Source organism: Xanthomonas sp. NCPPB 1068, assembly GCF_041479385.2.
Lineage (GTDB): Bacteria > Pseudomonadota > Gammaproteobacteria > Xanthomonadales > Xanthomonadaceae > Xanthomonas > Xanthomonas cannabis.
In genome coordinates, this window is sequence record NZ_CM192986.1 from 1,824,201 (window position 1) to 1,844,706 (window position 20,506).

General features: G+C 65.9%; 21 protein-coding genes and 1 pseudogene. 13 read left to right on the forward strand and 9 right to left on the reverse strand.

Annotated features, from left to right (window positions below; translation table 11 throughout):
- Positions 1 to 16: 16 nt before the first annotated feature.
- From pstA to ACCQ12_RS07865, 5 genes are all read right to left on the reverse strand, one after another.
- The gene (gene pstA / locus ACCQ12_RS07845; protein WP_039412875.1) at positions 17 to 886 is read right to left on the reverse strand and encodes a phosphate ABC transporter permease PstA; all 870 of its coding nucleotides are present in this window, start codon (positions 884 to 886) and stop codon (positions 17 to 19) included.
- Entirely contained in the window at positions 886 to 1,860 is a 975-nt protein-coding gene (gene pstC, locus ACCQ12_RS07850; RefSeq protein WP_372383320.1) for a phosphate ABC transporter permease subunit PstC, read from the reverse strand. Before pstC ends, pstA begins: the two co-directional genes overlap by 1 nt.
- A gap of 112 nt (positions 1,861 to 1,972) precedes the next feature.
- A complete protein-coding gene (gene pstS / locus ACCQ12_RS07855) occupies positions 1,973 to 3,064 on the reverse strand; it encodes a phosphate ABC transporter substrate-binding protein PstS (RefSeq protein ID WP_372383321.1) in 1,092 nt (363 codons plus the stop codon).
- Positions 3,065 to 3,325: 261 nt separating this feature from the next.
- Entirely contained in the window at positions 3,326 to 4,345 is a 1,020-nt protein-coding gene (gene pstS / locus ACCQ12_RS07860; protein WP_372383322.1) for a phosphate ABC transporter substrate-binding protein PstS, read from the reverse strand.
- A gap of 196 nt (positions 4,346 to 4,541) precedes the next feature.
- Complete coding sequence (locus tag ACCQ12_RS07865) at positions 4,542 to 5,792, reverse strand: OprO/OprP family phosphate-selective porin (RefSeq protein WP_166750399.1); 1,251 nt, start codon at positions 5,790 to 5,792, stop codon at positions 4,542 to 4,544.
- Positions 5,793 to 6,108: 316 nt separating this feature from the next.
- Between ACCQ12_RS07865 and ACCQ12_RS07870 the strand changes: the two genes are divergently transcribed.
- The 3 genes from ACCQ12_RS07870 to ACCQ12_RS07880 all read left to right on the forward strand — a co-directional run bounded on the left by ACCQ12_RS07870 (position 6,109) and on the right by ACCQ12_RS07880 (position 8,826).
- Entirely contained in the window at positions 6,109 to 6,450 is a 342-nt protein-coding gene (locus ACCQ12_RS07870) for a hypothetical protein (protein ID WP_047696658.1), read from the forward strand.
- A gap of 115 nt (positions 6,451 to 6,565) precedes the next feature.
- Positions 6,566 to 7,246 carry a carbonic anhydrase gene (locus tag ACCQ12_RS07875; protein ID WP_047696657.1) on the forward strand — a complete coding sequence of 227 codons (681 nt, stop codon included), beginning with the start codon at positions 6,566 to 6,568 and terminating at the stop codon, positions 7,244 to 7,246.
- Between the two features lie 11 nt (positions 7,247 to 7,257).
- Positions 7,258 to 8,826: a SulP family inorganic anion transporter gene (locus tag ACCQ12_RS07880; protein ID WP_372383323.1), complete on the forward strand. Its 1,569-nt coding sequence runs from the start codon at positions 7,258 to 7,260 to the stop codon at positions 8,824 to 8,826.
- A 209-nt stretch (positions 8,827 to 9,035) separates the two neighbouring features.
- On the opposite strand, the gene nth is transcribed toward ACCQ12_RS07880, so the two are convergent.
- From nth to ACCQ12_RS07895, 3 genes are read right to left on the reverse strand one after another with little or no spacing between them, the layout of a single operon-like run.
- The gene (gene nth, locus ACCQ12_RS07885; protein WP_047696653.1) at positions 9,036 to 9,746 is read right to left on the reverse strand and encodes an endonuclease III; all 711 of its coding nucleotides are present in this window, start codon (positions 9,744 to 9,746) and stop codon (positions 9,036 to 9,038) included.
- Positions 9,743 to 10,123 (reverse strand): hypothetical protein, encoded by a 381-nt coding sequence (locus ACCQ12_RS07890; protein ID WP_372383324.1) that lies wholly within the window; start codon positions 10,121 to 10,123, stop codon positions 9,743 to 9,745. The genes nth and ACCQ12_RS07890 overlap by 4 nt, the downstream gene beginning before the upstream one ends.
- A gap of 7 nt (positions 10,124 to 10,130) precedes the next feature.
- Positions 10,131 to 10,913, reverse strand: a complete 783-nt coding sequence (locus tag ACCQ12_RS07895; protein ID WP_047696649.1) for an enoyl-CoA hydratase/isomerase family protein — start codon at positions 10,911 to 10,913, stop codon at positions 10,131 to 10,133.
- Positions 10,914 to 11,077: 164 nt separating this feature from the next.
- Here ACCQ12_RS07895 and ACCQ12_RS07900 point away from each other — a divergent pair, with 164 nt between their 5' ends.
- The 4 genes from ACCQ12_RS07900 (at position 11,078) to ACCQ12_RS07915 (ending at position 14,602) form a co-directional block, all read left to right on the forward strand.
- Positions 11,078 to 11,776 carry an FKBP-type peptidyl-prolyl cis-trans isomerase gene (locus ACCQ12_RS07900; RefSeq protein WP_047696647.1) on the forward strand — a complete coding sequence of 233 codons (699 nt, stop codon included), beginning with the start codon at positions 11,078 to 11,080 and terminating at the stop codon, positions 11,774 to 11,776.
- 118 nt (positions 11,777 to 11,894) lie between these two features.
- A complete protein-coding gene (locus ACCQ12_RS07905) occupies positions 11,895 to 12,692 on the forward strand; it encodes a CoA pyrophosphatase (RefSeq protein WP_372383325.1) in 798 nt (265 codons plus the stop codon).
- Positions 12,689 to 13,561: a sulfurtransferase gene (locus ACCQ12_RS07910; protein ID WP_179456898.1), complete on the forward strand. Its 873-nt coding sequence runs from the start codon at positions 12,689 to 12,691 to the stop codon at positions 13,559 to 13,561. Before ACCQ12_RS07905 ends, ACCQ12_RS07910 begins: the two co-directional genes overlap by 4 nt.
- An 87-nt stretch (positions 13,562 to 13,648) precedes the next feature.
- Positions 13,649 to 14,602: a DUF1684 domain-containing protein gene (locus tag ACCQ12_RS07915; protein ID WP_372383326.1), complete on the forward strand. Its 954-nt coding sequence runs from the start codon at positions 13,649 to 13,651 to the stop codon at positions 14,600 to 14,602.
- Positions 14,603 to 14,640: 38 nt separating this feature from the next.
- Here the strand turns inward: ACCQ12_RS07915 and ACCQ12_RS07920 are convergent, their stop codons facing one another.
- Entirely contained in the window at positions 14,641 to 15,216 is a 576-nt protein-coding gene (locus tag ACCQ12_RS07920; protein ID WP_166743217.1) for an N-acetylmuramoyl-L-alanine amidase, read from the reverse strand.
- A gap of 23 nt (positions 15,217 to 15,239) precedes the next feature.
- Between ACCQ12_RS07920 and ACCQ12_RS07925 the strand changes: the two genes are divergently transcribed.
- The 6 genes and pseudogenes from ACCQ12_RS07925 to rlmKL all read left to right on the forward strand — a co-directional run bounded on the left by ACCQ12_RS07925 (position 15,240) and on the right by rlmKL (position 20,403).
- Positions 15,240 to 15,731, forward strand: a complete 492-nt coding sequence (locus ACCQ12_RS07925) for an MOSC domain-containing protein (RefSeq protein WP_039412437.1) — start codon at positions 15,240 to 15,242, stop codon at positions 15,729 to 15,731.
- Positions 15,728 to 16,255 carry an alpha/beta hydrolase gene (locus ACCQ12_RS07930; protein ID WP_047696642.1) on the forward strand — a complete coding sequence of 176 codons (528 nt, stop codon included), beginning with the start codon at positions 15,728 to 15,730 and terminating at the stop codon, positions 16,253 to 16,255. The genes ACCQ12_RS07925 and ACCQ12_RS07930 overlap by 4 nt, the downstream gene beginning before the upstream one ends.
- Before the next feature lie 40 nt (positions 16,256 to 16,295).
- Positions 16,296 to 16,802 (forward strand): GNAT family N-acetyltransferase, encoded by a 507-nt coding sequence (locus tag ACCQ12_RS07935; protein WP_047696640.1) that lies wholly within the window; start codon positions 16,296 to 16,298, stop codon positions 16,800 to 16,802.
- A 150-nt stretch (positions 16,803 to 16,952) separates the two neighbouring features.
- Positions 16,953 to 17,903, forward strand: coding sequence for an SAM-dependent methyltransferase (locus tag ACCQ12_RS07940; protein ID WP_047696638.1), 951 nt, complete (start codon positions 16,953 to 16,955; stop codon positions 17,901 to 17,903).
- A gap of 179 nt (positions 17,904 to 18,082) precedes the next feature.
- A pseudogene (locus ACCQ12_RS07945) lies at positions 18,083 to 18,271 on the forward strand (hypothetical protein).
- Positions 18,268 to 20,403, forward strand: a complete 2,136-nt coding sequence (gene rlmKL / locus ACCQ12_RS07950) for a bifunctional 23S rRNA (guanine(2069)-N(7))-methyltransferase RlmK/23S rRNA (guanine(2445)-N(2))-methyltransferase RlmL (RefSeq protein ID WP_184370031.1) — start codon at positions 18,268 to 18,270, stop codon at positions 20,401 to 20,403. Before ACCQ12_RS07945 ends, rlmKL begins: the two are co-directional and overlap by 4 nt.
- Positions 20,404 to 20,506: the final 103 nt, after the last annotated feature.

Genomic DNA, 20,506 nt, shown 5'->3' on the forward strand with positions numbered 1-20,506 from the left:
TGTCCGGAAAGATAGGTCAGTCATTGGAAATCTTGTTGCGCAGTAGCAGGGCACGTGCGCCCAGGCTCACCAACAACACGAACACGGTCAGCACCAACGCACCGGACCAGGCCAGCGTCTGCCAGGATTCGTACGGGCTGCCGGCAAACTGGTTCATGATCACCGGCACGCTGGCCATCGGCTGGAAGATGTTGCTGTTCCAGTACTGATTGCCGAACGCGGTGAACAGCAGCGGTGCGGTTTCGCCGCTGATGCGCGCCAGCGCAAGCAACACGCCGGTGACGATGCCGGCCGAGGCGCTGCGATACAGCACCTGCACGGTCACCTTCCACTGCGGAATGCCCAGCGACAACGCCGCTTCGCGCATCTGCGCCGGCACCAGTCGCAGCATTTCGTCGGTGGTGCGTACCACCACTGGCAGCACGATGAAGGCCAGCGACAGGGCGCCGGCAAACGCTGAAAACCGCCCGCCGGTCTGCATCACGTACAAGGTGTAGACGAACAGGCCCAGCACGATCGACGGCGCCGAGAGCAGGATGTCGTTGACGAAACGCACCACGATGCCGGCCTTGCGCGCATTGCCGTACTCGGCCAGCCAGGTGCCGGCGGCCACGCCCAGCGGGGTGCCGATCGCCAGCGCCAGCCCGCACATCACCGCACTGCCGAAGAAGGCATTGAGCAAGCCACCTTCCTGCATCGGCGGCGGCGTCATCTTGGTAAACAGGTTGAGGTCGATGCCCGGCACGCCCTTGGACAACAGCGTCCACAGGATCCAGGCCAGAAAGAACAGACCGAACAACGCAGTGACGCACGACAGCAGCAACGCAATCGCGTTGGTCACCCGGCGACGGTTGTAGAGGGATTGCGACACCGAAGACGCAGACATCAGTTGCCCTCCCGACGCGACAGCTGCATCAGCATGAAGCGTGCAATGGCCAGCACGATGAAAGTCACGATGAACAACACGAAGCCCAGCAACAACAGGGCCGAACGATAGGTTTCGGTAGCCTCGCCGAAGTCATTGGCGATCAACGCGGCGATGGTGGTGCCCGGTTCCAGCAGCGAGGGCGACAGGCGCACCGTGTTGCCGACCACGAAGGCCACCGCCATGGTTTCGCCCAGCGCACGGCCCAGTCCCAGGAACACGCCGCCGATCACCGCCGAGCGGGTGTAGGGCAGCACGATGTCCCAGCTCACCTCCCACTTGGTGGAGCCCAGCGCGTATGCCGATTCCTTCAGGCGCGTGGGCACGGTCAGGAATACTTCGCGCATCACCGAGGAAATGAAGGGAATCACCATGATCGCCAGCACGAAGCCGGCCGTCAGCAGGCCGATGCCCAGCGGAGGGCCCTGAAACAACGGGCCGATCAGCGGCAGCGTGCCCAGGTGGTCGTTGAGCCATGGTGTGACGTGTTCGGTCATCACCGGCACCAGCACGAACAGGCCCCACATGCCGTAGATGATCGACGGGATGCCGGCCAGCAGTTCGATGGCGGTGCCCACCGGGCCACGCAACCAACGCGGTGCCACTTCGGTCAGGAAGAACGCGATACCGAAACTCACAGGTACCGCAATCAGCATCGCGATGACTGCGGTGACCAGGGTGCCGTAGATCGGCGCCAGCGCACCGTATCTGTTTTCGACCGGATTCCAGTCGGCCGAATAGAAGAAACTCAGGCCCTGCATCTGCAAGGCATGGCGTCCGCCCCACAGCATCGACAGTGCCGCGCTGCCGAGCGCCAACAGGACGAAAACGACCGTAGCGGCCAGCGCAAGCTTGAACAGGCGATCGGCGCGTGCGTCGCGCAGGTCGCGGCCGCGTGGCGCGGTCATCGCTTCGGGAATGGCGGTGGCATTCATTCGATTGGACTCGTCACCCGCGCAACGGCGGGAGCGTGAGACAGCAGGAACGGCGAGGCACCGTCAGGTACCTCGCCGCAGCGCAGCCCGCCGCATGGGCGGGTGCAGGGCATTACTTGAACTCGCTGCCCCAATAGGCCTGGATCTGCTTCACCAGCTCCGGCGGCAGCGGCACGTAATGCAGTTCGCTGGCCTGGGTCTGGCCGTTTTCCAGCGCCCACTTGAAGAAGTCCAGGGTCGCCTTGCTGCGCGCAGCATCCTTGGCCTGCTTGTGCATCAGCATGAAGTTGGTGGCGGTGATCGGCCACGCCTTCTCGCCGGGTGCATTGGTGATCACCAGGTTGAAATCCTTGGCGTTGGCCCAGTCGGCGCTGGCAGCGGCGGCGGCGAAGCTTTCCGCATTCGGCTCGACCCACTGGCCAGCCGCGTTCTGCAGCGAGGTGTACGGCATCTTGTTCTGCAGCGCATAGGCCAGTTCGACATAGCCGATCGAGCCCTTGATCTGCTGCACGTACGAGGCCACGCCTTCATTGCCCTTGCCACCCACGCCACCCGGCCACTGCACCGAGGTGCCTTCGCCGACCTTGCTCTTCCACTCCGGGCTGACCTTGGACAGGTAGTTGGAGAAGTTGAAGGTGGTGCCCGAGCCATCCGAACGGTGCACCAGGTTGATCTTGGTGGCGGGCAGGGTCACGCCCGGGTTGGCCGCGACAATGGCCGCGTCGTTCCACATGGTGACCTTGCCCAGGAAGATGTCGCCCAGCAGCGCGCCGGTCAGGCGCAGCTTGCCCGGGGCGATGCCTTCCAGATTGACCACCGGCACCACGCCGCCGATCGCGGACGGGAACTGGCCCAGGCCGGCCTGCTGCAGCTCGGCGCTGTCCAGTGGCTTGTCGGTCGAACCGAAATCCACCGTGCCGGCCTTGATCTGGGCAATGCCGCCGCCGGAGCCGATCGACTGGTAGTTCACCTTGTTGCCAGTGGCGGCGTTGTAGTCGGCCGACCACTTGGACACCAGCGGGTAGATGAAGGAGGCGCCGGCGCCGGAGATTTCAGCGCCCTTGCTGTCGCTGGCAGCGGCGCCTGCGGTCGGCGCGCCCTTGGCGGCATCGCCGGGCTGCGCATCCTTGCCCGGCGAGCATGCGGCCAGGGCAAGGGCGATGGTGAGGGACAGGGCGGTCAGGCTGGCCGACTGCAATTTCATGGAAGCTCCGAGGCTGGATTGGCCGGGTGTCCGGCAGACCACGCTATGAAATGATGTTTTTGTTACACGTGCATGACAGTGCCTTCTGGCAAAGGCATCACAAAAAAAGACGCGGACCACGGAGGGCATCGCACCCTCCGGGATCCGCGTCCCGGTCCCGACGCCGGGGAGAGAGACGGCGCCGTTCCTGTGACAGGTTGTTGCCTTGCCCAGTGGCCCGGCGAACGGTGGAACTCTTGCCCGCCGCTGCCTTGGCTGCGCTTAGCGGGGAAGGGTCTTGGCCCAATAGGCCTCGATCTGGCTCACCAGGCTGTCCGGCAGCGGCACATAGTCCAGTTGCTTGGCCTGTGCGTCGCCCTTGGTGTAGACCCAGCGGAAGAACTCCAGCGTGTTCTTCAGGCCGGCCGGATTCTTCGGCTTCTTCTGCACCAGGATGAAGTTGGTCGCCGTGATCGGCCAGGCGTTGTCGCCCGCGGCATTGGTCATCACCAGGTAGAAATCCTTGGAAGTGGCCCAGTCGGCGCTGTTGGCGGCAGCGGCGAAGGTTTCATCGGACGGCTGAACGAACTTGCCGGCGGCGTTCTTCATCGCGGTGTAGGCCATCTTGTTCTGCAGCGCATACGACAGCTCGACATAGCCGATGCCGCCCTTGATCTGCTTCACGTACGCGGCCACACCCTCGTTGCCCTTGCCGCCGATGCCGGTCGGCCACTGCACCGCGGTGCCTTCGCCGATCTTGCCCTTCCAGTCGGCATTGACCTTGGACAGGTAATTGGTGAAGTTGAAGCTGGTGCCCGAACCGTCGGAGCGGTGCACTACGGTGATCTTGCCGTCGGGCAGCTTCATGCCCGGGTTGAGCGCGGCGATCGCCGGGTCGTTCCAGGTGCTGACCTTGCCCAGGAAGATGTCGCCCAGGGTCTTGCCGTCGAGCTTGAGCGCACCGGCAGCGATGCCCGGTACGTTGACCACCGGCACCACGCCGCCGATCACCGACGGGAACTGTGCCAGCCCGGCAGCGGCCAGTTCTTCCGGCTTGAGCGGGGCGTCGGAAGAGCCGAAATCCACGCTGGCCGCCTTGATCTGGGCAATGCCGCCGCCCGAACCGATCGATTGATAGTTGACCTGCTTCTTGGTGGCGGCGTTGTAGTCGGCCGACCACTTGGACATCACCGGGTAAATGAACGACGCACCGGCGCCGGTGACATCGGCAGCCTGGGCACACAGTGCCAGCGACGCGGCGAGCATGCCGACGGCCAGGCGGGTCTTGAAGGAGTGGATCACGGAACAGCTCCAGATGGGGTAGGGATCGGGACGTCCCGCGGTCGTGCCATTGCAGTGCAGGGGCATGACCGCGCGGTGTCGGGGACATGACAGGCAGGTGACGCGGGCGTGCGATGGCACGCGGGGTAGGGCGAGGCAACCAGGCGGCACCCTGAGGGCTCTGGCGAGCCGCCTGGCGCCCGGCGCGGTCGCAGGCTTACCAATAGAACTGCGCACGCGCCTCGATGATCGACGGGTTGTCGTCCACCAGTCCGCGCGTGGCGCTGCTGTAACGGGTGCTTTCCACCTTGGCGTAGTCGAGCGCCAGCTTGAAGTTGGAGCGCCAGTACCAGTTGGCACCGATCGTCCACACATCCATCTTGCCGCCCAGCACGCCGTCCACGAACGGGGTGTTGCCGTTGGCAATCAGATGGCCATCGTTGAGGTCGAGGGTGTCGTAGCGCACCGCCAGCTGCCACATGCCCGACGCCGGTTCGTTGGGCAACGGGGTGGTGGGCACGCCGGCCTTGTAGCCCCACGTCTCGCCGGTGATGTTCCAGACGCCGCTGACGTACCAGCCATCACTCTTGTAGTCCTGCGCGTTGGTGCCGATACGCTTGGCGGTTTCCTGGAAATATTCGCTCTGCAGCTTGAACGGCCCGGTGACCCACATCGCCTCGGCACCCGCCACGCCTACGCGGTCCACATTGGTGATGGCGCCGCTGTCGATCAGGCGGATCGTGGTCAGGTCGGCATCCGGGCGCGCGCGCAGGCGCAGGGTGTCGTCGTCGGTGTCGTACCCGAGGTAGCTGAGGCCAAAGTGCAGCACGTTGCCGGTTTCGTTGATCGGCGCCCAGGTGCCGCGCGCGCCATAGCCGCTGCCGTGGGCCTGGTTGCGGGTCAGCTCACGGCCGAACGCACTGGCCGTCACGCTCCAGTTGTTGTCGCCCATGCCGTAGGCCACGCCCAGGCGGCGCGAAATGCCATAGGTATTGGTCACCGACGCCTTGGAGACGAAGTCGTTGTTCTTGGTGCTGGACAGTTCTTCCAGGCTGTTGGGCTGCTTGAACTGGCCCACCTGCAGGTAGTTGTTGGCGTTGCCGCCAAACTTGTACTTGATGTTGTTGTCCAGGAACCGCCCGGTGCTGCGGATGGTGGTGCCGCGGATGGTGACGTCCTTCAGCACGCTCGGGTCGTACCCGGCCACCCATTCGAAGTTGCCCGGGCCCTTGCCCTTGAGCACCAGCTCGGCGCGGCGGATGCTGAATTCGGAATTGTCGCCATTGGCACCGATTGGACCGTTGAGGTCCTGCACATCGTTGTGAAACCAGTTGCCGTCGGCCTGGACCAGGCCTTCCAGCGAGATCTCCGAGCCACCGATCACATCGATGGCGATCTCCGCGTGGGCGGCAGGCGCCGTCAGCACCAGCAGCACCGCGGAGCCAAGCAGGGAGGGAGCGAATTTCATATGTGCCTTGCGACCTGGGAAGTGGGCGCAGGCTATGGCGTGAAGGTTGCGTTAATGTGACAAAACAACAGAAACGTAATAAACCATTTTTGTCAGCAAAGACAATAATTTACGCGTGTATTGATTGTGTCAGTGTGTGTCAAATGGCTGTGCGTGGTCGCGATTGTGACAATGCCCCGCAATCCTTGGCGTCACACACTTTTGCCGCTTCCGGGTCAGGCGACCTGAACCGTAGCCGTGACCGGATGAACATATATGTCAGCTTGTGCAACGCACCACTTGCGCTGCCAGGTCCTTAATTGTTAGTTTCGAGGCCATGTTTCCTCGATTCCTCCAAACCCTGTTGGTCTGCCTGCTCGCGCTCACGGCGTGGTCGGCGGCCAACGCACACACACGCATCCACGATGCGTTGGTGGGCGATGGTTTGGCGGTGATGGTGGATGCTGGCGAAGAACGCGATGCAGCAGAAGATCCGCAGGACGATGGCGATACGCAAAGCCAAGTCGATACACAGCCTGCAGACGATATCCCCTTGCTCTCCCAAGCTTGGCCGATGCTGGCGCGGTATTCCCCCTCGTGGCACGCGCATCACGCGCCGGCAAATCAAAAACGCGACCTGATCCCGCAACTGCGTCCTCCAAACGCGCTGCTTGGCTGATCCCCGCTGTCGCTGCACCCGGCGCTTCCTGCGTCGGATTTCCGATTGATTTGTTTGTCTTTGCAATTCGCGGTTTGAGCCGCGGACGGCTATTCGTTGCCCAGAGGAATCTCCCATGGAAAGTTTGCTAGAAGGTTTTCGCCATTTCCGTAAGGAAGTGTATCCGCGCCAGAGTGCGCGCTTTCAGGAACTGGCAGGCGGCCAGAGCCCGCACACGCTGTTCATTACCTGCGCCGATTCGCGCGTCATGCCGGAGCTGATCTTCTCCGCGCAACCCGGCGAACTGTTCGTCTATCGCAATATCGGTAACGTGGTGCCGCCGTACTCGCAGCATGTCAGTGGCGTGGTGGCGGCGATCGAGTACGCCATCGCCGTGCTGGGCGTGCGTCACATCGTGATCTGTGGTCATACCGATTGCGGCGCGATGAAGGCGGTGCTCAAGCCGGAATCGCTGGAAGACGTCCCGTCCGTGGCGGCATGGCTCAAGCACACCGATGCCGCGCGTCACGTCACCGCGCATCACGGGCACGATCCGCACAGCCAGGAAGCGCTGAGCTGCATGACCGAAGAAAACGTGGTCTCGCAGCTGGACCATCTGCGCACGCAGCCGGTGGTGGCCGCGCGCCTGGCCGCAGGCACCTTGCGCATCCACGGCTGGATCTACGACATCGCCCACGGCGAGATCCGCGCCTTCGATGCCGAGAAGGGTGGCTTCCGTCCGTTGCTGGCCGAAAGCACCCCCGAAGCCACTCCGCGTCCGCGACTGCAGCAAGTCGTCCGCGCTGAACTCGCCTGACGGAGTCGATCATGAACACATCAGGTATCGGCGGATATTTCCGTCAGGGGCTGTTCGGGCGTGACTTGCTGTCATCGGTCGTGGTCTTCCTGGTCGCATTGCCCCTGTGCATGGGCATCGCAATCGCTTCCGGCATGCCGCCGGCCGCTGGCCTGATCACCGGCATCGTCGGTGGATTGGTCGTAGGCTTCCTGGCGGGCTCTCCCTTGCAGGTGAGCGGTCCGGCCGCCGGCCTGGCTGTGTTGGTGTTCGAACTGGTGCGAGAGCACGGCGCCGCCGCGCTCGGCCCGGTGATCCTGGTGGCCGGTGCCATCCAGCTGGTCGCCGGTCTGTGCCGTGCGGGTGTGTGGTTCCGGATGACGTCGCCGGCCGTGGTGGCCGGCATGTTGTCGGGCATCGGCATCCTGATCGTGGCTTCGCAGGCACACGTGTTGATGGACGCCGCGCCCAAGGCGCGTGGTCTGGAAAACTTCGCTGCACTGCCGGCCGTGTTGTGGCAGGCCATCAGCGAGGGCACCGGCCGTACCGCATTGTTGGTGGGTCTGGCCACGATCGGCATCATCCTGGCCTGGGACAAGCTGCGTCCGCAGCGTCTGCGCTTCCTGCCGGGTGCGTTGATCGCGGTGGTGGCGGTGACGGCAACGGTGCAGTTGCAGGGTTTGAACGTCAACAAGGTCGACGTGCCGACCAACCTGTTCTCGGCGATCAGCATCCCCAGCGTTTCCGACATCTTTGGCGTGTTCAACCACACGTTGCTGGTGTCGGCGGTGACTTTCGCCTTCATCGCCAGCGCCGAAACGCTGCTGTCGGCGGCGGCGGTGGATCGCATGCATCAGGGTGCGCGCACGCAGTACGACCGTGAGCTGGCGGCGCAAGGTGTGGGCAATATGTTGTGCGGCTTCCTGGGCGCACTGCCGATGACTGGCGTGATCGTGCGCAGTGCGGCCAACGTGCAGGCTGGTGCTGCCACGCGTACGTCGACCATCCTGCATGGCGGTTGGCTGCTGGTGTTCGCGATGCTGTTGCCGTGGCTGCTGCGGATGACGCCGGTGGCGTGTCTGGCCGGCATCCTGGTCTACACGGGCGTGAAGATGATCAAGATCGGGCAGGTCAAGGAGCTCGCGACCTACGGTCGTGGCACCGCGGCGATCTACCTGGCGACCACCTTTGCGATCGTGGCGACCGACCTGTTGACCGGCGTGTTGATCGGCTTCGGCCTGTCACTGTTCCGTCTTGCGCTGCATTCCTCGCGTCTGAAGGTCGAAGTGCGCGAGCACGCTGACAAGAAGGACGAAATGCACCTCACCCTGCAGGGCTCGGCCACCTTCCTGAAGGTGCCGGCCATGGCGCGGACGCTGGAAAGCGTGCCGCCGAACACCGCGCTGCACCTGGACGTGGCCAAGCTGCATCACGTCGACCATGCCTGCATCGAGTTGCTGCGCGACTGGAGCCGGAATGCGGCTTCGCGTGGCTGCGAGCTGGTGGTGGACTGGAAGGAGCTGGACCGGCGCGTCGAAGGTCAGCCGACTGTTGACAGCGTGCTGGTCGACAAGCGCGTCGAGCAAGCCAAGGCTGCATAACCTGCTGTACCTGCCCGGCGTACGCGCCGGGTGACCCTCTATCGTGACCGGATGATGCATGGCGCCGAAAGACGCATCATCCGGTCGCGATTTTTTTTTGAGCCGGGATTTAGGAATCGGGATTTGGGATTCGCAAACGCAGCGGTCGCGCTGGCGAGGTGATTGCTCGGAGTCAGGCGGTGGGTTGCTTGTTGCGGTGGCGCGACTGCTCAGCCTGTGGGCGTTGTCGGCCGTTCGGCGGGTGCGGGGGTCTTGTCGCGGTAGCGGCAGAGGTCATGGATCACGCAGCCGGGGCAGTCGGGTTTGCGTGCCTTGCAGACGTAGCGGCCGTGCAGGATCAGCCAGTGATGCGCGTCGTGCAGAAACTCGGCAGGAATCACTTTGACCAATTTGTCTTCCACGGCGCGTACGTCCTTGCCTGGTGCAAGGCCGGTGCGGTTGGAGACGCGAAAGATATGCGTGTCCACGGCCATGGCGGGTTCGCCGAACGCGGTGTTGAGCACCACGTTTGCGGTCTTGCGGCCGACGCCGGGCAGCGCTTCGAGCGCGGCACGGTCGTGCGGCACTTCGCCGCCGTACTGCTCCAGCAGGATGCGGCAGGTCGCGATGACATTCTTTGCCTTGGCGTTGAATAGCCCGATGGTGGCGATGTAGCGCTTCAGGCCTTCTTCGCCAAGATCCAGAATGTCGCGCGGTGTGTTGGCTACCGGATACAGCTTGCGGGTGGCCTTGTTGACGCCGACATCGGTGGCTTGTGCCGACAGCAGTACGGCGATCAATAACTCGAACGGGGTGGTGTATTCCAGCTCGGTGGTCGGGTGCGGATTAAGTTCGCGCAGGCGCTCGAACATCTCCTGTATTTCGGGCTTGCGCATGCTGCTGCCGCGCCGTGCCGGCGGAGTTGCCTGCGTCGCGTTCATGGCTGCGCTCCGCCGGCGGCTTTTGCCTTGGCGCGCGCCAGGATGGCAGCGGCCAGCGGCGGCAATGCCGGTGCTGCCGGCTGGCTGGGCGCCGGGGCGGGCGCCCTGCGTGCATCGCGTTCGGCGGCGCGGCGTTGCAGGCGCGCGGTACGTGCGCGATAGCGCTCGCGTGCCGCCCAGGCATCGCGCAAGCGCCGTTGTGAGGCCAGCAACGTTGCGCACACCTGCGCGCAGTTGGCGTCCAGGGCGTCGTGCTGCGGGTCGGGCAGGTACGCCATCAAGCCGAGCGCCAGCGCACGGTCGAGATCGTCGGCCACCACACAATCGAACAACTGCAAGGGCAACGGACGCGGTGCCGGGATGGGGTCGAGCGTCATGGCGATGTCAGCGGTTGCTGAAGTGGGCAGCGCGCTTGTCGAGAAAAGCGCGGGTTCCTTCGCGCATGTCCTCGCTGGCAAACAACAGCGCAAATTGCGCGGTTTCCAGTTGCAGGCCTTCTTCCATCCCGCATTCTCCGCCGAACACCACCGCGTCCAGGATGCCGCGCAATGCCAGCGGTGCGGCGGTGGCCAGCCGCTGCGCCAGTGCCAGGGTTTCGTCCTGCAAGGCGTCCGGCTCGACCACCCGGTTGACCAGCCCGAGCTGCAGCGCACGCGCTGCATCGATCGGCTGGCCGAGCAGGCACAGCTCCAGCGCTGCAGCGCGTCCGGTCAGGCGCAGCAGGCGTTGGGTGCCGCCGAAGCCGGGGATCAGGCCGAGATTGATTTCCGGTTGCCCGAGCCGTGCGGTCGCTGCGGCAATGCGCAGGTGGCAGGCCATGGCCAGCTCCAGGCCGCCGCCGAGCGCAAACCCGTTGACCATGGCGATCACCGGCTTGGGCATGCGTTCGATGCGGCGCATCAACTGCTGCCCGACCAGCGAAAACGCACGGCCTTCCATGGCCGACAGCGCACTCATCTCGGCGATGTCCGCGCCGGCCACGAACGATTTGGGGCCGGCACCGGTGAGGATCACCACGCGCACATCGTCGGCGCTCGCGGCGTCTGCGAAGGCCTGATCCAGCGCCAGCATGGTGTCGCGGTTCAAGGCGTTCAGCTTGTCCGGGCGATTGACCGTAATGGTCCGCACACTGGCGTGATCGGCGATCAGAATGACGTGGTTGGACATCGAAAACCCTTGAGAACGTAAAAAAAAAGTAAATGCGGAACTTCCGAAAGCCTTGCTGGTCCTAGCTTTCGTGATAAGTAGCGGTTCGGTATCGCGGCCGCTATCCTAGCGCGTCATCTCAGGCGGCAGACCCGTCCTGTGCCACCACCCTGGAGAATTGTTTGATGAAGTTGCGTTCTATCGCGGTCGCTGTGGCGGCCCTGGCCCTGACGGGCAATGCACTGGCCCAGGACACGACGTCCGAAAAGGGCAAGTTGAGCTATTACTTCGGTTACGACTACGGCAATAACCTTGCCGAGCTCACCGGTCGCGGCGAGCAGCTCGACATCAACTCGGTGGTAAAGGGTCTGCAGGACGCCTATGCCAAGAAGCAGCCGGCGATCACCGCCGACCAGCTGAAGCCGGCTGTCGAAGCGTTCCAGAAGCGTGAGCAGGGCCGTGCACAGCAGGCCAAGGCCGAGTACGACAAGGCCGCTGCCGCCAACAAGACCAAGAGCGATGCGTTCCTGGCCAAGAACAAGAGCACCGCTGGCGTGCAGACGCTGCCGAGCGGCGTGCAGTACCGCGTGATCGAAGCCGGCAAGGGTGCCAAGCCGACCCAGGCCAGCACCGTGCAGCTGGAAGTGGCCGGTCCGTATCCTTTCGGCGACCGCGAGAAGGCGCGTCCGGCGCAGCAGATCCCGGCCATCAAGGTCAGCGAAGTCGAAATGAAGGCCATGCGCGAAACGTTGCTGCAGATGCCGTCCGGCTCGAAGTGGGAAGTGACGTTGCCGCCGGAGCAGGCCTATGGCGCCGATCCGCGCACGCCGTTCCCGCCGAACGTGGCAGTGCAGTTCGAGATCAAGCTGGTCAGCGTCAAGTAACTGCGTTTGCTGTTGCACTGACAACGCCGGCCATCAGGCCGGCGTTGTCGTTTTTGGCCCGGCCAAGGTGCCTGAAGAGATCGATGAACGTCCCACACCGCGTCTGCAGCAGCAAACGATGAGCGCCACCGACGCGGCCGATGGGTCTCTGCCCAGTCCATGTATCGGTGTATGTTCGTTGGACGCGCAATCGCACTGTGTCGGCTGCCTGCGCAGCCTGGATGAAATCGCCCGCTGGATGAGCATGAGTGACGTCGAACGCCAGGAGTTGCTGCACACGGTTTTGCCGGCACGTGGGCTGGTTGCCGCGTTGCCCGAGTACGCGCAGTTGCGACGCGCGCTGTACCCGCTGGATACCGCGCCCGCCGGGCCGGGCTGGAACCATGCAGAACTGATCGATCTGAGCGAGGGAGGCGCGTCTGCCGAAGCGGCAGTGCTGTGCGGCCTGGTGCCACGCGCGCAGGGCACGACGGTGCTGCTGACCCGGCGCACCGACAGCCTGCGCCATCATGCCGGGCAGGTCAGTTTCCCGGGGGGGCGGATGGAGCCGTCCGATGCCGACGCGGCCGCGGCCGCATTACGCGAAAGTTGCGAGGAAATCGCCCTCGGTGCGCAGCAGGTGCACGCGCTGGGCTATCTGGACCCATTCCTGACCGTGAGCGGATTCCGGGTGACGCCGGTGGTGGCCGTGGTCGACCCTGCCTTTGTCGCGGTACCGCAGCCGGACGAGGTGGCCGAGGTCTTCGAAGTGCCGCTGGCCTACCTGATGGACCCGGACAATCTGCGCAGCGTGGAGCTGGAATTTCGCGGGCGCCCACGCCGCGTGCTCGAATACGACTGGCCCGGGCAGCACATCTGGGGCGCCACCGCGGCCATTCTTCTCAATCTCCGTCGTCGCCTGGAGCAGGTTGCATGAGTGTCGATCCGAACTGGACCACGTTGGTGGACGTCAGCACGCTGGCGGGCACGTTGGCGCACCCGCAGGTGCGCGTGCTGGATGCGCGCGCCGCGCCACCGACTGCCCCGGACCCGGAGGCCGCACGCAAGATGTATGCGCAAGGGCATTTGCCCGGCGCGTTTCATGTCGATCTGGATCACGACCTGGCCGACCTGTCGCGTCCCGGTCAGGGACGGCATCCGTTGCCGCATGCTGCCGATTTCGCCCGCCGTCTGGGCGGGTGGGGCATCGATCCGGCGAGCCAGGTGGTGGTCTACGACGCGGGCGACGGCAGCATGGCGGCCGCGCGCGCGTGGTGGATGCTGCGCCTGATGGGACATCGGCGCGTGGCGGTGCTCGATGGCGGGCTGGCCGCGTGGCGCGCTGCCGGTTTGCCGGAAACCGGCGAGCAGCCGGAGCTGCACGAGGGGCCTGCGTACCCGGGCAGCTTCGACAGCGCTGCCGTGGTCGACGCCGAGCATATCCTGGCGCGGCTGGGGCAGGCGCCGGGATGGCTGCTGGACGCGCGCGCGGGCGAGCGCTTTCGCGGCGAGCTGGAGCCAATCGATCCGGTGGCCGGCCACGTGCCGGGCGCGGTGAGTCGTCCGTTGGGGCTGAGCCTGCGCGATGGCCGCTTCAAGCCGGCCGAGGAACTGCATGCGGAACTGTCCGCGCTGCTGGGCGCGTACCGGCCCGAGCAGGCGGTCGTGATGTGCGGCTCCGGCGTGACGGCCTGCCACCTGCTGCTGGCGCTTGAAGTGGCCGGGCTGCCCGGTGCGCGGGTGTACGCCGGTTCCTGGAGCGGTTGGCTGCAGGATCGCTCGCGGCCGGTCGCGACCGCTGCCTGATGCATGCACAATGACCGCAGGAATGGTGGTCTGTGGGGACGCAGGCTTGCTGCGCGGAGCGCAGTTTCTTGCAGGGTGGGTGGCGACATGCGGGTGCAGTTGCAGGCCGGCGCCTTGTGCGTCGCAGTGATGTCGATGACGGCGTGCTCGGCGGGTTCGACTGCCGACACCAACGGTGTGCGGGGCGCCAGCCGTGCCGAGGACGATGGGCAGCAGGTCTATCAGGTCGCTCTGGAGCAGGCACGTGCGCAGCGTCTGGCACGGTTGCGGGCGCCGGATGGTTGGCTGAGCTATACCGGCTCCGGCCGCGTCCGTGCGGGCCGGTACCAGGTGGGCAGCGATCCGCGCAGTGACCTGGTGTTGCCAGCCGGTCCTGTGCACCTGGGCCAGCTGAGCCTGGACGCCGCCGGCCACGTGCGCTTCAAGGCGGCCGCCGGCGCAGGCGTGAAGCTGCACGGTCGGCCGGTCGATGAGGTCAGCCTGGAGCCGGAGCGCGTCGATCAGCCGGGCGACCGCCTGGAGGTGGACAACCGGCAGTTCTACCTGGTGCAGACCGGCGCATTGTTCGGCTGGCGGTTTCGCGACCCGGCGGCGCCCGTATTGGCCCGGTTCCAGGGCTTCGACTATTTTCCGATCGATCCGCACTGGCGTGTTCAGGCGCGCTGGCAGCCGTATGCCACGCCGCGGACCGTGACCCTGCTGACCTCGATCGGAACGCCACTGACGGTGGACGTGCCAGGCGAGGCAGTGTTCGAGCGCAATGGGCAGACCTATCGCCTGCAGCCGATCGCGCAGGAGGACGGCAGCGGGCTGTTTTTCCTGTTTGCCGATCGCACCAGCGGCAAGGAGAGCTACGGCGGCGCGCGCTATCTGTTCACCGCGCTGCCGCGCGATGGCCATGTGTTGCTGGATTTCAATCTCGCGGAAAACCCGCCCTGCGCGGTGACGCCGCATGTGGTCTGCCCGATCGCGCCGCCGGAAAACCGGCTCGCCGTGGCCGTCAATGCCGGCGAAAAAACCTATCGTGCTCCGGAGCCGTGAGGCGCCGCTGACGCGTTGCTCCAGTGCAGGGCGTGCGGTCAACGCAGGCTGTGCGACCAGCCAATGGCTGCATGGATGCGTGACCACGGAAACAGCGGGCCGGGGTCGAGCTTGCGCTGGATCTTGCGGGACGGGTCGTCACTGGCCGCTTCCTGCGTGGTATCCAGCTCCTGATGCCCGGCGATGCGGCGCACCGATGGTAGCTGCTGCTGCAGCCACTGCAGCAGGGTGATGAGTGCGCCGATCTGCGGCTCCGGGTACGCCTCGCTCATCAGTTGATGGCGCGAGTCGAGCCAGTGTGGATAGCGGCCGCGGTTGACCAGTTCGATGCCAAGTGTGTGCGGGTTGTGGCCGCGTACATGATGGGCGACGCGCTCCAGCGCCACGTACTGCTGGATGCTGCCGTTGCGGTCGATGTAGTAATGCCCGCTGTTGCCGGTGCCGCTGTCGTAGAGCACGCGCTCGCCGTAGTCGCGCGCCATCGCCATGTCCGGCAGTTCGGTGCAGTGGATGACCACCATGTCGATGTGCCCGAGCGGGCGCCGCGCCAGTCGCGATTCGTAGGGCAACGGCGCGTAGGTGATCGGCGGCGACGGCAGGACGGCATCGGACATGTGGCGAATGCTAGCATTCGACGATGGCCTTGAATCCCGACAGCCCCCTGGGCAAATTGATGGCGACGCTGCCGCAGACCGGTCAGGTGACCTGGATCGGCGTGCGTCCTGCGCGTGATGTGGACATGCTGGAGGTGGACGCCGCGCAGGCCACTACCGGTATTGGCTTGGTGGGCGACCGCTACAAGGGCGGCAGCGGCAAGCGGGGCGTGACCCTGATCCAGGCCGAGCACCTGCCGGTGATTGCGGCGCTGGCAGGGCATGCGCAGATCGCACCGGCCACGCTGCGACGCAATCTGGTGGTGTCCGGCATCCCGCTGATCGCGTTGAAAGGGCGGCGCTTTTGCATCGGCGAGGTCGAGCTGGAAGGCACCGATCCCTGCGACCCGTGCTCGCGCATGGAAGACGCGCTGGGTGCTGGCGGCTACAACGCGATGCGCGGACATGGCGGCTTGTGCGCCCGCATCCTGCGCGGCGGCGTGCTGCGCATCGGCGATACGGTGCAGGCGCTATGAGCCGCGGGCACTGCATCCTCGCGCATGGGTTCGAGAGCGGGCCCGATGCCTTGAAGGTCACCGCGCTGGCCGAGGTGGCCGAACGTCTCGGATGGACCCACGAGCGGCCGGATTTCACCGATCTGGATGCGCGCCGCGATCTGGGCCAGCTGGGCGATGTGCGCGGGCGTCTGCAACGGTTGCTGGACATCGCGCGTGCTGCGGCCGACAAGGGCCCGGTGGTGCTGGCGGGGTCCAGCCTGGGGTCGTATATCGCTGCGCAGGTCTCGCTGCAGGTGCCCACGCGTGCGCTGTTCCTGATGGTGCCGCCGACCAGAATGGGGCCGTTGCCGGCGCTGGATGCGGCGGCGGTTCCGATTTCGATCGTGCATGCCTGGCACGATGAATTGATTCCCGCCGCCGAGGTGATCGCCTGGGCACAGGCACGCGCCGCGCGGCTGTTGCTGGTCGACGACGGACATCGCCTGGCATCGCATGTCGACGCGTCGGCACGCGCGTTTGCCGAACTGCTGCAGAGCCTGTGATGCGCCATCTCGGGCACCTGCGTCGCCGGCGAGCCGGGCAATGAGCATTCTGATCCGTGAAGCGTCCGAGGGCGATGCGGCGGCCATCGAGATCCTGACGATGGTGGCATTCATGCGCGACGAGCACAGCCGCCATGACGAACAGCACGTGATCGCTGCACTGCGCGAGGACGGCGCGCTGGCGTTGTCGCTGGTGGCCGACCATGACGGCTATGTGGTGGGGCACCTGGCGGTGTCGCCGGTGGCCTTGTCCGATGGATCCTCTGGCTGGTTTGCGCTGGGGCCACTGGCCGTTGGCCCGGGCCATCAGCGCCAGGGGCTGGGCACGCGCCTGGTGCGCGCCGCCCTGGCGAGCTTGCGCGAGCGTGGTGCGGCCGGCTGCGTGGTCGACGGCGAGCCCGGCTTCTTCCGTCGTTTCGGATTCGCCGTCGAGCCGGGCCTGGGCATGCCGGATGTGCCGGCATCCGTATTGCAGGCGCTGGCGTTCGGCGACCGGCTGGTGCCGCTGGCCGATGTGACCTACCACCCGGCATTCGGGCTGGGTTGAGCCGTGCGCGTGGCTTGCCCGGAGCCTTTCCGCGCAGCCTGTGGTTCCCGTTCGTTCGCCGGCATCCTGCATCGCCCTGGGCACCGTCGCGGCTTGCGTCAGCCGTCATCATGGTCGATCGATCGCGATGAACGCTAGACGAGGTGAACGATGCAAGATGACCAGCAAACGGTGTCGCCGCAGGCGCGCCTGATTTCGCACGCGGGCGACCTGCCGCAGGACGATGCGACCCTGCTCACCGCGATCAAGGCGCGACTTGGCCAGGACCCCGCGCGGCCTGCGGCGGACGTGGAGCGCCTGCTGCAGTTGCTCGATGCGCTATGGGCGGTGGAGCTGGGCCGGTTCCTGCTCCGCAACTGCGGGCTGGATGCCTATTGGACCCATCAAGTGGTAACGCACCAGCCAGGCAGTCTGGCGCCGGACACCACGCCGGCGCTGGAATACGCCCTGTTCGAGACACTCCCGGCCGTGCTCGCCACGCGCGAGCGGTTCGGCATTTTCCGTGCGCAGTTGCAGGCCTTGCTGCAGCCTGGCATGACGCTGGCCTCGGTCCCCTGCGGCTGGATGGGCGACCTGCTGAGCCTGGACTACCGGCAGTGTCCGGAGGTGCAGTTGCTTGGCATCGACCTGGACCCGCAGGCGCTGGAAGGTGCTTTGCAACTGGCGCGCCGGCACGGGTTGGAAGGGCAGTTGTCGCTACGGCTGGAAGACGCCTGGACGCAGGGCGATGCCAATAGCGTGGACGTGCTGACAAGTAACGGACTCAATCTCTACGAACCGGACGACGCACGCGTGATCGCGTTGTATGGCGCGTTCTTCCACAAGCTGCGGCCGGGCGGCACGTTGCTGACCAGTTTCCTGACGCCCCCCCCCAGCCTGTGCGCGCAGTCGCCATGGCAGATGGCATTGATCGACCCGGCGGCGCTGGCACTGCAGAGCCAGATCTTCGTCGACATCGTGCAGGCGCGCTGGGCATCGTTCCGTACACACGCGCAAACGCGTGCGCAACTGGAGAGCGCGGGCTTTACCGACATCCGTTTCATCGAGGATCGCGCCAGCCTCTTTCCCACCGTCATCGCGCACAAGCCTGCCCACGGCTGAGCGGGGCGGCCGCAGGCCTGCACGCCTGCGGCACCGACGGTAGGGGGCTGGTGCGCGGGGCCGGCGTTGGGCGGTGTGCCGCTGCCAGACCCATGCAATCCATGCGTGGCGGGGGATTGGGCCGGGTTGCAGGCAGTGCCGGACGGCGATCGCGGCCCTGGTGGCGGTGGCGTTTGCTGGTGGCCGCTGGCGCGCTGGTGAACCGTGCGGCGGGCGACGCGGCCGGCGGGGGTGGTAATGCCGGCCCCGATGGCCGACCATTTGCGCCCGTCCACGGCCACGGCATTGCCCCTACGGGCGCCGGCCCGCCGTGCTGCTCCCACGCTCGCCGCCGCGGCCAGCGTCTTTATCGATACCTGCCTACGTGAAATTCTTCGCATCCTGTGCCAAGGGCCTGGAATACCTGCTTGCCGACGAGCTGCTCGCGCTCGGTGCCAGCAAGGCCACCGCCACCATCTCCGGCGTCAACGTCGAAGGCGAACTGCGCGATGCGCAGCGCGCCGTGCTGTGGTCGCGCCTGGCCAGCCGCGTGCTGTGGCCGCTGAGCGAGTTCGATTGCCCGGACGAAGACGCGCTGTACGCCGGCGTGGCCGAGCTGCCATGGGACGAGCACCTGTCGGTGGGGCACACGCTGTCGGTGGACGCGCATGTGTCCGGTACCGCCATCACCCATGCCCGCTACGCGGCGCAGCGCATCAAGGACGCGGTGGTGGACACCATGCGCCGGCAGGGCCTGGAGCGCCCGTCGGTGGATGTGGAAAGCCCGGACCTGCGCCTGAACCTGTCGCTGCGCAAGGGCCGCGCCACCATTTCGGTGGACCTGGGGGGCGGCCCGCTGCATCGACGCGGCTGGCGCATGGCGCAGAACGAGGCGCCGTTGAAGGAAAACCTGGCTGCGGCGGTGCTGATGCGCGCCGGCTGGACGCGCGCCTATGCCGATGGCGGCGGCCTGCTGGACCCGATGTGCGGCAGCGGCACGCTGCTGATCGAAGGCGCGCTGATGGCTGCCGACGTCGCGCCGGGTCTGCAGCGCTATGGCAGCGATGTGCCTAGCCGTTGGCGCGGTTTCGACCGCGAGACCTGGCAACAGCTGGTCAGCGAAGCGCGCGAACGCGACAGCGTCGGCCGCGCTGCGCTCAGGCAGGTGATCCATGGCAGCGACATGGACCCGCACGCCATCCGCGCCGCGAAAGAGAATGCGCAAGTGGCCGGTGTCGCCGAGGCGATCTGGTTCGGCGTGCGTGAGGTGGGCGAGCTGCAGACGCCGCCGCAGGCCACCGGCGTGGTGGTGTGCAATCCGCCCTATGACGAGCGCCTGGCAGCCGATGCAGCGTTGTACCGCAGGCTCGGCGATACCCTGCAGCGTGTCGTGCCGCAATGGCGGGCCAGCCTGCTGTGCGGCAATGCCGAGCTGGCATATGCCACCGGCCTGCGCGCAGCCAAGAAGTACCAGCTGTTCAATGGCGCGATCGAGTGCGCGCTGATCGTCTGCGACCCGATCGCAGTGCCGCGGCGTACCCCGCTGGCGGCGCCGACCGCGCTCAGCGAAGGCGCGCAGATGGTGGCCAACCGCTTGCGCAAGAACCTGCAGAAATTCAAGAAATGGCGCGCGCGCGAAGGCATCGAATGCTTCCGCGCCTACGATGCCGACCTGCCGGAATATTCCGCTGCCATCGACGTGTACCAGCAAGCCGATGGCGACCGGCGCATCTTCCTGCATGTGCAGGAATACGCAGCGCCCGCAACGATCCCGGAAGCCGATGTGCGCCGTCGTCTCAATGAATTGCTGGCTGCCGCGCGCGAGGTCTTCGAGGTGCCGGCCGAGCGCGTGGCGCTGAAGTCGCGCGAGCGCGGCAAGGGCGGCAGCAAGTACGGCCGTTTCGAACAGCGCAACGAAATCGTCAACGTGCGCGAACACGGCGCGTTGCTGCGGGTGAACCTGTTCGATTATCTGGATACCGGGCTGTTTCTGGACCATCGCCCGCTGCGCGGCACCATGGCGCAGCAGTCCAAGGGACGCCGTTTCCTTAATTTGTTCTGCTACACCGGCGTGGCCAGCGTGGAAGCGGCGGTGGCCGGCGCTGCCTCCACCACCAGCGTGGATCTGTCCGCCACCTATCTGCAGTGGTGCGCCGATAACCTTGCGTTGAACGGCCAGGCCGGCAGCAAGCACAAGCTGGTGCAGGCCGATGCATTGGCGTGGCTGGAAGCCGAGCGCGCGCATTTCGATGTGATCTTTTGCGACCCGCCGACCTTTTCCAACTCCGCGCGCGCCGAGGACTTCGACATCCAGCGCGAGCATGTGCGCCTGCTGCGCGCGGCGGTGGCGCGTCTGGCGCCGGGCGGCGTGCTGTATTTCTCCAACAACTTCCGCCGCTTCAAGCTGGACGAAGACGCAGTGGCCGAGTTCGCGCAGTGCGAAGAAATCAGCCCGCGCACCATCGACCCGGACTTCGAACGGCATGCACGCATCCATCGCGCATGGCGGTTGACGGCCTGAGGCGTGCCGCGATGGGCGGTGGGTGGTGGGCGCGGTGCCCGCGGCAAGAGGCGCAGCAGCGGCGACGCACGCGAGGGCAGGGGGCATGGCAACAAGCCCAGCA